This window comes from Diplocloster agilis (assembly GCF_019042275.1).
GTDB lineage: Bacteria > Bacillota > Clostridia > Lachnospirales > Lachnospiraceae > Diplocloster > Diplocloster agilis.
Window position 1 is genome coordinate 36,729 of sequence record NZ_JAHQCW010000042.1, and the last position, 12,492, is coordinate 49,220.

Sequence of the window (12,492 nt, forward strand, 5' to 3'; positions counted from 1 at the left end):
GTGGGACGATGAAAACGATCCTGGCAGTCGATGACGAAGAACATATCCTGGAACTAATCGCATACAACCTGGAAGCCGGCGGATATGAAGTGCGAAAGGCTGAAACCGGGGAAGAGGCGCTGGAAGTGCTGAACAGGGAACAGGTGGATCTGGTATTGCTGGATCTGATGCTGCCTGGAATCGATGGAATCGAAGTGCTGAAGCAGATCCGAAGCGATCCGGTGAAGCGCCGGCTGCCGGTGATCATGCTGACGGCCAAGAGCGATGAGATCAGCAAGGTGATCGGCCTGGAACTTGGAGCGGACGATTATCTGGGAAAACCCTTCGGCGTCCATGAGCTGCTGGCGCGAATTAAGGCTGTTTTAAGAAGAAGCGGCGGAGAGCTTACCCGGTCTTCCCAGGAGGAAGAAGTGCTGGTGGTGGATCAAATCGTGATCAATAAGAGCAGCCGCGTGGTTTCCGTTGACGGGAAGCCTGTGGAGCTGTCGCTGAAAGAGTTCGAGCTTTTGTATCTGTTGGTCAGAAACCGTGGGCGGGTGCTTTCAAGAGATATGCTTCTGGAAAAAATATGGGGATATGACTATCTGGGCGAGACCCGGACGGTGGATGTCCACATCCGGAATCTGAGAAAGAAGATTGAAAAGGATGACAATCATCCGCAATATATTATAACCGTGCGGGGCGTCGGATACAAATTCGCCCGGGGGAGCGTATGAGACGAAAAATATTGATCACATATCTGATCCTGATCCTTGTAACCCTGACCGCTGCTGTCGGGGTGTTTTGGTTGAAGGGATATCATTTTATCGAGGACCAGAGTGCTGTGCAGTACGAGAGCCAGGCTCGAATGCTGGCGGAGATCTTTTCCGTTCAGGAAAAATATGAGCATATGGATTACCAGGAATTCGCAGACGCCTATGGCGGGGAATACGGGGTACGGATTACACTGATTCAGCAGGACGGTACGGTAGCCGCGGACTCCGAAGCCTTGGGGAGCCTCGAGAACCATGATAACCGGGAAGAGGTGCAGGAGGCGCTAAAAGGGGTGACCGCCAGCGCCAGGCGTTATTCCGAAACCATGCGGGCGCAGACTTTCTACACCGCCGTGCCCGTTCATACGCCGGACTTCCAGGGAGTTTTGCGGGTATCCGTGCCTATGGCCGAGCTGAACAGCCTGACGGCGGAACTGCTTCGGACTGTGCTGGCTGCGCTGGTATTTATCTGTATCATGGCCCTGCTTATGGCGGACTGCTTCAGCCGGTATCTGATCCGCCCGCTGGATGAGGTGACAAAAGCGGCGGAAGAAATCGCCGGCGGTAATTACGGGGGGAAGATCCACACCCAGCAGAACGGGGAGATCGGCCGCCTGGCCTATACGTTCAATGAGATGTCCCAGACACTTCGGATACATGTGGACCGTCTGGAACGCCGGAACCGGGAGCTGGAAGCCATGCTGTGCAGTATGGACAGCGCGGTGGCCGCCATCGATGATCTGAATACAATCCTGTTCTATAACGACGGCCTGGTGAAGCTTACGGGGACCGGTACGAGAAACCTGACAGGGCAGGCCCTTTACAGCGTTATTCGGAATTCGCTGGTTTTTGATGTGGTGGACGGCGTGCGCAAGAGAGGGGACAGCTTTGTGCAGGAGGGAAGGATCAACAACGGGCAGGAACGGTATATCCGTGTGATGGGAACGCCGCTGCACGAGCTGGAGGATAAGAACCTAGGGGTCCTGCTGATTCTTGAGGACATCACGGAGATCAAAAAGCTGGAGAACATGCGCAGCGACTTTGTCTCCAATGTGACTCATGAGCTGAAAACGCCGCTGACTTCCATCCGCGGTTTTGTGGACACCTTAAAAAACGGCGCCATTCATAACGAAAAGATCGCCATGAAATTCCTGGATATCATTGACATCGAATCCGAGCGTCTCTACCTTCTGATCCAGGACATCCTGCTGCTCTCGGAGATTGAATCAAAAAAGGATTATCAAATCGAATTCTGCGAGGTCAATCAGGTGATCGGAGAAGTAATCGAATTGCTGGAACCTAAGAAAAGCGAGCATACCCAGCTGGTCTTCCACCCGCAGGCTTACGTAAAGCCTTATCCCTGTAACCGGAACCGGATCAAACAGCTGTTGATCAATCTGGTGGATAACGCCATCAAAAATACGGAGGTAGGCCAGGTTCAGATCAGCTGTTACAGCAGTGACAAGGAACTGCATCTGGAGGTCTCCGACACCGGGATCGGTATTAAGGAGGAGGCGCTTCCCAGGATTTTTGAACGCTTTTACCGCATAGATAAAGGCCGTTCCCGCAAACAGGGCGGCACCGGCCTTGGACTTTCGATCGTAAAGCATATCGTGGAAATGTATAACGGAAACATTCAGGTGGTCAGCAGGCCCAACGAAGGGACCATATTTACGGTGACGCTGCCTTATTGACTAACAGGTTTATTTTTCTCCCGGATCTCCCGGATTACTTGCTCGGGAATCCGTGGAATATCAAAATCTGCCTTCGCAATATAGAAGCCCTGCAGATAATCCACGCCACATTCAATAAGTGTCAGAAGCTCTGCCTTCGTCTCCACGCCCTCTGCCAATACTTTAATATTCCGGTCTTTGGCGTAAGAGATCAGATTCGTCAGAAGGGCATGGCGGTCATCGTCGTGATCGATGTCGTGGATGATGGAGATATCCACCTTCACCAGGTCGGGATTCACGTGGATGAGCACGGTTTCACTGTTAAATCCTGTTCCAAAATCATCGATGGCAATCTGCGCGCCCCATTGGCTGACGATCTTTTGCTTCGCGTGGATAATTTCGGAGCCAAACTCTTCGCTCTCCGTCAGCTCCATAATAATCCGCGGCAGCAGATTTTTATACTGGGCGGTGAGATATTCCAGATCTGTCTGCGTAAGAATCTGATTGCCGATGGAATTGATGAAAATATGTTCCTCACTGCCGATATTTCCGATCCGGATCTGGTGGGTGAAGGCTTCCAGAGCTTCGAACCATGTGAGCTGTTCCATCTGATATAGTTTGGACTGCGATTTTGCCAGCCGGAATAAGGTCTCCAGGTTTGCCAGCGGCTCGATCAGCGGGCGCATCAGCATCTCATAGCCGTACACCTCTCCGGTGACGGCGGAAATGATCGGCTGGAAAGCATAGCGCACCAGCCGGTTCTCCAGGAAACGGTTCAAGTCATCCTGTCCCCAGATCAGAATGGATTTTTCTTTGTAGGATTCCGCTTCGAATTCATAGATCATGCCTTTCACCGTATGTTTGATGTGATACATGGCGAAATCAGACAGACGCAGCAGTTCCGAATAATTGTCGGAGTCATCGGGATACCACGCCATTCCTCCGGAAGCGCGGACCCGTAAGGTTACGCCGTCGGGCATATCGATATAAGTCTCAGATAACTCGGACCAGGCCTCGTCGATACAGGCTTTGATTTCTTCCCTGGTCTCATAGCCATAGAGAAAAACATTGAACTCATCGCCGGAACGGCGGCCGATTAAGGTATTTTTGTATTTGCTGAAACAGTTTAACCGGTCGGCAAACGTCTTAATGTACCGGTCGCCTGAATCATGTCCGTAGGAGTCATTGACAAATTTTAAGTTATCCAGATCAAACATAATGAGAGCGGCAACTTTTAGCTCGTCTTTGTGATCCCGGAACAGCGCCTCAATGCGCCCGTCCAGAGCACGGCGGTTATAGATGTTCGTCAGTATATCATAGTCGCGCTCATAGGCCAGCTGCTGCTGAGCCTTGATATTCCGGGTAACGTCCATAAAAGCCCCTAAGAACAATTCTCCTTCGGTCTTGTAGAACAAGCGCACATAGACATCCGAATCCTGTTTCTGCAGATGGTAAATATCCTTATCGGCGTCGTAGGGTTTGGCCAGAGTATTTTCCATGCGCTTGCGGAACTCGGACAGCAGGATGTAAGTATCATTTTCAGGAACATCCTCCCAGCCCAGCACCAAAAATAACGTGCGGCTGCAGAACACCAGCTCTTCTTTTTCATAATACTCATAGACGCCCACAGGAAGATTGGCCATGTTGATAATCTTGGAAGTCCGGGCAGCGGCTTCCGCCGCGCGGCTGCTCAGATCCTCTATGACTGTGGTGAGGGTATCGATCTCGTTTAACTTTACGCGATTTAGACGTATGGGTTTTGTGGGATCGCTCTGCCGGAGATCCTCGATCAGGTTGGTGATCGGTGAGGTGGTGGCCTTGGCGGCGATGAAGATCATCACGATACCGATGGCAGACGCCAGCAGCAGGGCTGCCAGGAAAAGCCCCTGAACCCGGTAGGAGAAGGACAGCAGGTTGCTGTCATCCAGGATACCGATCAGAACCCATTGGTTTTGGACAAACGGCGTATTGACATCGTAGAGCTTTAAAGGCTGTGCGGAGGCATAGATAGTCAGATCCGTCTTGGATTTGGCGTCCAGCTTCACGATATTGTTATAATCATAGGGCACGGTCGTTATAACGGAGGCATTGCTAAAGTATGCCTGATAGACGGGACCGCTGGAAACCACAGGCTCATAGGTCAGGCCCCCATCGCGGGTAATGCCAAGCAGATAAGCCCCGGCTTTGCCGGAGGCCAGTTCATCGTATTTTAGCTGGCTGGCCAGATAATCCAATGTGATATCCACGCCCAGAACCGCCAATACTTCACCCTGTTCGGAGAGAAGCGGTATGGAATAGGTGATAATGTTCCGGTCCATATCCGACATGTGAAACGCGCTGCTCCAGTAGGCAAAATAACGGCTGTCCCGGTTTTCGGCGGGTACGTCCTCAGCCGCTTCCAGCGGGGCGTAAAAGAAACGGGCGCTGTCATCCGAGGGATCTTGAAAAGTGAAAGACGAACTCCAGAAGCTGTCCATAGGGATATTCATCGACTGGGCTATGGAAGGCAGGCCTCTTTCCAATAACAGATCGGCATTGGAAGGCGAATAAGTGGCCGGATCATAGTCCCGGACATAGAAACCGGGATAGGAGGCGGACGTCCCGTCCTCTGTGGGAGCGTTCAGAATCAGAAATGCTCCCGTTACCGAGTTGCTGCGAAGCATACTGATCATGTTCGAAGCGGACTGGGCCAGAACAGTCTGGCACCGTTCGGAATCTTTTAAAACCGCCTCTTCGGTAATGCCGTACTGCTGGGCCTGGCCGCGAATAATTTTACCTACTTCACCGGCGCAGGCTTCTGTCTTGGACCAGCGCTGGATCATTTCATTCTCCAGATATACTTTCCGTCCGGAAGTCTTCTCGTTTAAAATATCAAATGCGTTGGCCCTGGTTTCTCCCAGTATGTTTCCACCCAGAAAAACCACAAAATATATTCCCAATTGAATCAACAGCACAGCCACTAACAGGAGGATCAGCTGAGTGAAAATCGTATGACCCTGTTTTTTGTGAGTGTTTTGCTTCATTCAGGCATCCCCCTTTGCTGTTGAATTTAAAGTGTGACTTATTTGTCGATAGCCTGATTGAGGGCGGTTTCAAAGGAATTAAGCCAGTTTTCAAAGTTTTCATCTGTGTTGTATCGGGCTACGGCGTCCGCGCGGGAGGAGCCCTGGCTCATCAGGTTCTGTATCTGTTCTAAGTCCGCATTGGCCTGATCCATCATGGAATACTCCACGATATTCCTGGCGTCAAAGCCATTTTTAAACGCCTTGCTGGTATAGAAGGTGTAATCCTGTGTCATGGTGACTCCGATATCCAGACTGGAACGGACAATGTCGGAGACCGGCTGTCCGCTTTCCTTGATCGCCTGATCGATGGCGGACTGGCTGTTGCCTTCGTAAGTAACCGGCAGGTAACCGGAACTCATGGCGAACCGGACATTCTGTTCCGGAGCGGTAAACCATTTTAAGAATGTGACGGCGGCTTTTTCTTTTATCTCATTGGATTTGGTCACCACCATGCCGGCTCCCTGTTGAACCGCCATAGCGTTATCGGTTCCTTCGAAATTAGGCAGAGGATAAACGCTGCCCTCGATCGGATAAGAGGTGCCGTCTTCGGAAGTGACTTCGGCCGGAAAATAGGTGGCGCCGCTGGATGCGCATACCATAGCCACCAGATCCCCGGTCTTCATATCATCGCTGCGGAATCGTCCGTAAGCGCCGTAATAGCCGTTAATATAAGGAACATAAAAATTGTCCCACAGTTTCCGCATCACTTCCGCATTTACCTGAAGGTTCACTTTGCCGCCGGAGACCTGGAACAGTTCCGTTCCCAGCTGCTTGCTGCCAATGATGATGTAATTGGCGAACGCATCACGGCCGAAGAAAACTTTTCCGTCATCCGGCACATCCGGGGTCTGGGCGTCCGTCCAGTTATAATATTCCTCCGCGGCTTTGGCAATGCCTTCCCAGGTGCTGAGGGAGGAGGCATCGATTCCGGTCGCGCTGCTGAATTCCTGCCATGCGGTATTGTTTAACATGAGAAGTTCTGTGGATTTGGCCACAGGAAAGATTTTGAGATCCCCGTCGTCGCTGAACCGGCCTTCTTCCAGATAGGATGCCACATATTGATCCATCTCTTCCTGAGACAGATATGAAGAAAGATCCGCCGCCATATCCAGCTGGTCAATCTCATAGGCGGTATCCGCATACGCTGCAAACACATCGGGCACTTCGTCCGCGCCGATTTCTCCGTGGATCGCTTTTAATACTTTATCTGTCAATTCGGATATGGTCCCCTGATTCTGGGAATCCACCACGATATTCTGTTCCGCGCCGACCGTTTCATTAAATTCCTGTACCAGTTCATCAAAAATCTGCTGCTGCGCTCCATTATAATAATGCCAGACGATAACGCTGGTAGGTGTTTCCGATTTGGAGTTGCTGCCGCATGAGCTTAAACCCAGCGCCATGACCAGGCCTGCCAGTAAAACAGCCGTTATTTTACGTATTTTCATTGAGAATCCCCTTATCCTGTTTTTAGATGTTAGTTCTATTATATCAGGTGCGGATATTTTTTCAATTCATTTTCATAGGAATTCATTTTAATAGGAAGGGACACACTTTTCTATGAATAAAATAAGCCTGACCGGTTTAGTTCCGGCCAGGCTGATCAGGAAAAAGAGTTATTTAACTTCGATCTTGCGGGGTTCAGGTACGGTAACTTCCAGCTTGGGCAGCTTCAGTTCCAGAACACCGTTGGTATAGGAAGCGTCGATGTCGGAAGTGTTAATATTGGTTACATCAAAGCTTCTGGAGAAGGAGCCGTATCTGCGCTCCCGTCTTACATAGTTATCTTGTTTCGTCTCATTTTCCTCGTTGTGTTCCGCATGGATCGTCAGGGTGTTGTCGTTTAAGTCAATGTGAATATCCTCTTTTGCAAATCCCGGAAGATCCGCTTTCATTGTATAGTGATCGCCGTCATCGAGAATATCCGTACGGAACTGGGAAAGGTTCTGGTCCATATCTCCGAAGAAATTCTTCTCCAGATTGTCCAGATAGTTGAATAAGTTATCTTCTCTGTGACTAAAGGGCATTAAGTTTAACATATGAATTCCTCCTTTTATGATGGTGTAAACTGCTTGCTAAAGAGTTTACATAACTGTTTTTTCTTTACGATTATATAGTATCTCTGAATTGTGTTTAAATTGTGACACAATTGTGATAAAAGTGTGAAATTTAGCACTCATTAAACTAGAGTGCTAACAAAACGTGATTTTACACAGATTTTACAAAAGGAAAATACAGATTTAATGGGGAGCGGTTAAATTTAGATACCGTAGAGAACAAAAATAAAACAAATCAGACAAACAATATCTTGAGGAGGATATGTGTAATGAAAAAGACAATTGCGGCTTTATTGACAGGAATCATGATGTTAGGCCTGACAGCCTGCGGATCGGAACCGGCAGCAAATGACGCCGGACAGGCAGCTGCCACACCGGACGCGGCAACAAAGGCTCCGGCAGCCACTGCAGAGACCACACCTGCGGATGCCAACGCCACACAGTCGGGAGACGCTGCGGACGAACTGTCCGGAACGATCACCATGTCAGGTTCCACTTCTATGGAAAAATTTGCAAACGCCCTGGCGGAGGCCTTTAATCAGGCCCATCCCAACGTAACCATTACTCCTGAATTCACAGGATCTTCCGCCGGTATCGAGGCAGTTCTGGCCGGCACCGTAGACATCGGCAATTCATCCAGAAATCTGAAGGATGAGGAAAAAACCTCAGGCGCGGAAGAGAACATCGTAGCGATCGACGGAATCGCTGTGGTTGTGGATCCGGCCAATGCGGTCACCGGGCTGACCAAACAGCAGCTGAGCGATGTGTACACCGGAACAGTCAAGAACTGGAAAGACGTGGGCGGCGCTGACCAGCCGATCGTAGTAGTGGGCAGAGAAGCCGGGTCCGGCACCAGAGGCGCCTTTGAAGAAATTCTCGGAATTGAAGAAAAATGTGCGTACTCCAACGAGCTGGACAGCACAGGCGCGGTAGTGGCCAAAGTAGCCTCCACCCCGGGCGCGATCGGCTATATCTCCCTGGACGTACTGGATGACAAGGTAAAAGCAGTGGCCCTGGAAGGGGTAGAACCTACGGTCGAGACGATCAAGGACGGCAGCTATTTCCTGAGCAGACCTTTCGTAATGGCTACCAAGGGCGCAATCGCCGATCAAAGCCCGCTGGTACAGTCCCTGTTCGAATACCTGAAATCAGAGGAAGGAAAAGCGTTAGTTGAATCTGTTGGACTGATTTCCGTTGACTAAGATCTGAAATCGAGCCGCAGTAAATGCGGCTCTGGAGGAACGCGCGAAGCGCATACCTGAATTGAGCCGCAGTAAATGCGGCTCTGGAGGAAATATGACAGAACAAAAAACGGGTAGCTTTTCTATTATCGGAAGCTATAAAACAAAAAAAACGATAGAAAAGATTGCACAGGTGGTATTTACCATCTGCGCATTCTTCGCTGTACTGGCCGTTTTTTCCATCACTTTATATATGATTATGAATGGTACGCCGGCGCTGCATAAGATCGGGCTCACCGATATCCTATTCGGTTCCGAGTGGGCACCTACGGCGTCTGATCCCAAATTCGGGATTCTCTATATTATCCTGACCTCGATCCTGGGAACGGCCATGGCGATCCTGCTGGGAGTTCCCATCGGTGTAATGACAGCGGTGTTTCTGGCGGAAGTAGCGCCGAAGAGACTGGCCGCCATTGTAAAGCCTGCGGTGGAACTGCTGGCCGGAATCCCTTCCGTGATCTATGGACTGCTGGGGATTCTGATTCTGAATCCGTTGATGTATAAATGGGAACTGGCTGTTTTCAAGGGTTCCGAGACCCATCAGTTTACCGGAGGCGCGAATCTGTTATCAGCCGTGCTGGTACTGGCAATCATGATCCTGCCCACGGTGATCAATATAAGCGAATCCGCGCTGCGGTCCGTGCCGGACCACTTAAAGGCAGCTTCCCTGGCCATGGGAGCGTCCAAGATACAAACGATCTTTAAAGTAATTCTGCCCACTGCGAAATCAGGTATCATAACGGCCGTCGTACTGGGCGTCGGCAGAGCGATCGGGGAAGCCATGGCGATCACGCTGGTATCCGGCAGCTCCGTGAATTTTCCTCTGCCCTTTAACTCCGTACGGTTTCTTACTACGGCTATCGTGGCGGAGATGGGCTATGCCGCCGGGGAACACCGGCAAGTATTGTTTACCATCGGTCTGGTACTGTTTGCCTTTATTATGCTGATTAATATCGCTCTGACCAGAATATTGAAGAAGGGGGCGTGTGAACGTGAGTAACAGCATCTGCAGAAAACGTGTACGCGTGTCAGACTATATCCTGACCGGAATCATCTATATGTGCGCTTCCGTGTCCATTCTTCTGCTGGTCGGGATCGTAGGATATGTATTTGTCAAAGGTATCGGCCAGATTAACTGGAAATTCCTGACCACGGTACAAAGTCCCACCAAGGGAACCTTCGGTATCGCGGGAAATATTGTGAACACGCTGTATATTATCGTTATCACGCTGCTGATCGCCACCCCCATCGGAGTGGGTTCGGCGGTATATCTGAATGAATACGCGAAACCCGGCCGGATCGTAAGGCTGATCGAATTCACGACGGAGACCTTATCCGGAATTCCTTCCATTATATTCGGACTCTTTGGCATGGTATTTTTCGGCACCACCCTGAAACTAGGCTACTCCATCCTGACCGGGGCCCTGACCCTGACCATTATGGTATTGCCGCTGATTACCAGAAATACCCAGGAGGCCTTAAAGACTGTGCCGGAATCCTACCGGAGCGGTTCCCTGGGAATCGGCGCCACAAAATGGTATATGATTCGGACCATACTCCTTCCTTCCTCCATGCCCGGGATCGTAACCGGAATTATTCTGGCGATCGGAAGAATCGTAGGCGAGTCCGCCGCGTTATTATTCACCGCCGGAAGCAGTTTCCTGCTGCCCAAGGCCGGAGAGTGGCTGGGAAAGATCACAGAATCCGGGGGGACACTGACCATCCAACTGTATCTGTGTATGAACAATGCGCAGTATGGGGAGGCCTTCGGAATCGCGCTGGTACTTCTTATTATCGTACTGGGCATCAATATACTGACAAAATATCTGTCAAAACGTTTCGATGTAAATAGCCGGTAAGAAAGTGCGACACCGGAGGAAATGGTCAACACCATACCTGGATAAAGTCGCAGCAAGTGCGACACTGAAGGAAATGGTCAACACCATACCTGGATAAAGTCGCAGCAAGTGCGACACTGGAGGAAATGGTCAACACCTGGAGGAAAGTATGGAGAACACGAAAATCAGTATACACAAATTAAATTTATATTACGGGCAGAATCATGCCCTGAAAGATATTGATATGGACATCAAGTCCAACGCCATCACTGCATTTATCGGGCCAAGCGGATGCGGCAAATCCACATTTTTAAAAACTTTAAACCGGATGAACGATCTGGTGGACGGCGTAAAGATAGAAGGGGAAGTCCTTCTGGACGGTGAAAATATCTATGACGGCAAAGTCGACACCACGCTTCTGAGAAAAAAGGTAGGAATGGTATTCCAGCAGCCGAATCCATTTCCCATGAGCATCTACGACAATATCGCGTACGGTCCCCGGATTCATGGGATCAAGTCCAAGGCGGATCTGGACGAAATAGTGGAAAGAAGCCTGCGCGGTGCAGCCATATTTGACGAAGTCAAAGACCGGCTAAAAAAATCAGCATTAGGACTCTCAGGAGGCCAGCAGCAGCGTCTGTGTATCGCAAGAGCCCTGGCCGTGGAGCCGGAGGTCCTGCTCATGGATGAGCCCACCTCAGCCCTGGACCCTATATCCACGTTAAAGATCGAAGACCTGATGGTAGAACTAAAAGAAAAATACACGGTAGCCGTAGTAACCCACAACATGCAGCAGGCCAGCCGTGTCTCCGACATGACGGCGTTTTTCCTGTTGGGAGACGTCATCGAGTACGGCGAAACCCGGCAGATCTTCAACAATCCCCGGGAAAAAGAAACAGAAAACTATATTACCGGACGTTTCGGTTGATAGGAGAGAACAGACATGACCACCAGAGTTGTATATTTAGAAGAATTAAAAGATTTAAACAATGACGTCATCAAGATGGGGGCATTTCTGGAAAATTCCATCGACGACATGGTAACCGCCCTCCAGAACATGGACAAAGACCTGGCCCAAGAAATCATCGAAAAAGACGACTTTGCCGACGACCTGGAGCGAAGCATCGAGCAGCAGTGCATCCACATCGTGGCAAAACAGCAGCCGGTTGCCACCGACCTGCGCAGAATCACCTCCTTCATGCGAATCATCTCCGACCTGGAGCGGATTGCCGATCACTGCAGCGATATCTCGGAATACATCTTGAGCATCGCCGCCGGCCCCGACATCCCCCTGCCCGACCACATCGAAGAGATGATTATGGAAATGAAGCACATGGTAAAACAGACCATCGACAGCTTCATCGAAGAAGACGAACAAAAAGCCCTGGAAGTAGTGGAGCATGACGATGTAGTCGATGAATACTTCGAAAAAATAAAAGAAGAACTGTGCACCGCCATGAAGCACAACCCCAACCAGATCCGCCAGTACGCGGATTTTCTGATGATTATCAAATACGTAGAGCGTATGGCCGACCACTCCACCAACGTAGCGAAATGGACCGGATTTATCGTTACCGGAGACCTAGATATTTGAGTGAAGGGGGCCGGAGCGGGCAGTCGTAAGGGCGGCCTGTGGGAGTCCCGGCTCAACGGACGGCCGGATGTCTGCGTCCGGGGGCGCCTTTGTGTCTCCCCGGGCGGCCGGGTTCTTTTGTATCTCCCCGGGGGCGCGAAGGGCTTGCGCTGGAATACGCTAAGTGAAATCGGAAAGCCGGATTCAGGAACCGAGCCTATTCACCAGGAACACATGAGGTGTTCCCGGTTCAGAGGCTCTTGCCCGTCGGACGTGAAGTCCGCCGTGCATCC

General features: G+C 50.5%; 10 protein-coding genes. 7 read left to right on the plus strand and 3 right to left on the minus strand.

The features are described 5' to 3' along the window. Positions 1-8: 8 nt before the first annotated feature. Both KTH89_RS19895 and KTH89_RS19900 read left to right on the plus strand, forming a co-directional pair. On the plus strand, positions 9-716 hold the full coding sequence (locus KTH89_RS19895) for a winged helix-turn-helix domain-containing protein (protein ID WP_158347283.1): 708 nt from the start codon (positions 9-11) through the stop codon (positions 714-716). Next, positions 713-2,446: an ATP-binding protein gene (locus KTH89_RS19900; RefSeq protein ID WP_238722857.1), complete on the plus strand. Its 1,734-nt coding sequence runs from the start codon at positions 713-715 to the stop codon at positions 2,444-2,446. Before KTH89_RS19895 ends, KTH89_RS19900 begins: the two co-directional genes overlap by 4 nt. Here KTH89_RS19900 and KTH89_RS19905 read toward each other — a convergent pair. From KTH89_RS19905 to KTH89_RS19915, 3 genes are all read right to left on the minus strand, one after another. Then, positions 2,440-5,448: an EAL domain-containing protein gene (locus tag KTH89_RS19905; RefSeq protein ID WP_238722858.1), complete on the minus strand. Its 3,009-nt coding sequence runs from the start codon at positions 5,446-5,448 to the stop codon at positions 2,440-2,442. The genes KTH89_RS19900 and KTH89_RS19905 overlap by 7 nt on opposite strands. A 38-nt stretch (positions 5,449-5,486) precedes the next feature. After that, on the minus strand, positions 5,487-6,938 hold the full coding sequence (locus tag KTH89_RS19910) for an extracellular solute-binding protein (protein ID WP_238722859.1): 1,452 nt from the start codon (positions 6,936-6,938) through the stop codon (positions 5,487-5,489). Between the two features lie 168 nt (positions 6,939-7,106). After that, positions 7,107-7,529: an Hsp20/alpha crystallin family protein gene (locus tag KTH89_RS19915; protein ID WP_238722860.1), complete on the minus strand. Its 423-nt coding sequence runs from the start codon at positions 7,527-7,529 to the stop codon at positions 7,107-7,109. A gap of 287 nt (positions 7,530-7,816) precedes the next feature. Between KTH89_RS19915 and KTH89_RS19920 the strand changes: the two genes are divergently transcribed. The 5 genes from KTH89_RS19920 to phoU all read left to right on the plus strand — a co-directional run bounded on the left by KTH89_RS19920 (position 7,817) and on the right by phoU (position 12,220). Next, positions 7,817-8,749, plus strand: a complete 933-nt coding sequence (locus KTH89_RS19920) for a phosphate ABC transporter substrate-binding protein (protein ID WP_238722861.1) — start codon at positions 7,817-7,819, stop codon at positions 8,747-8,749. A gap of 94 nt (positions 8,750-8,843) precedes the next feature. Beyond that, positions 8,844-9,788, plus strand: a complete 945-nt coding sequence (gene pstC / locus KTH89_RS19925) for a phosphate ABC transporter permease subunit PstC (protein WP_158347289.1) — start codon at positions 8,844-8,846, stop codon at positions 9,786-9,788. Continuing rightward, a complete protein-coding gene (pstA, locus tag KTH89_RS19930) occupies positions 9,775-10,647 on the plus strand; it encodes a phosphate ABC transporter permease PstA (protein WP_158347290.1) in 873 nt (290 codons plus the stop codon). Before pstC ends, pstA begins: the two co-directional genes overlap by 14 nt. Positions 10,648-10,795: 148 nt before the next feature. Then, positions 10,796-11,554, plus strand: coding sequence for a phosphate ABC transporter ATP-binding protein PstB (pstB, locus tag KTH89_RS19935; RefSeq protein ID WP_158347291.1), 759 nt, complete (start codon positions 10,796-10,798; stop codon positions 11,552-11,554). A gap of 15 nt (positions 11,555-11,569) precedes the next feature. After that, a complete protein-coding gene (gene phoU, locus KTH89_RS19940) occupies positions 11,570-12,220 on the plus strand; it encodes a phosphate signaling complex protein PhoU (RefSeq protein WP_238722862.1) in 651 nt (216 codons plus the stop codon). The last annotated feature ends 272 nt before the right edge of the window (positions 12,221-12,492 follow it).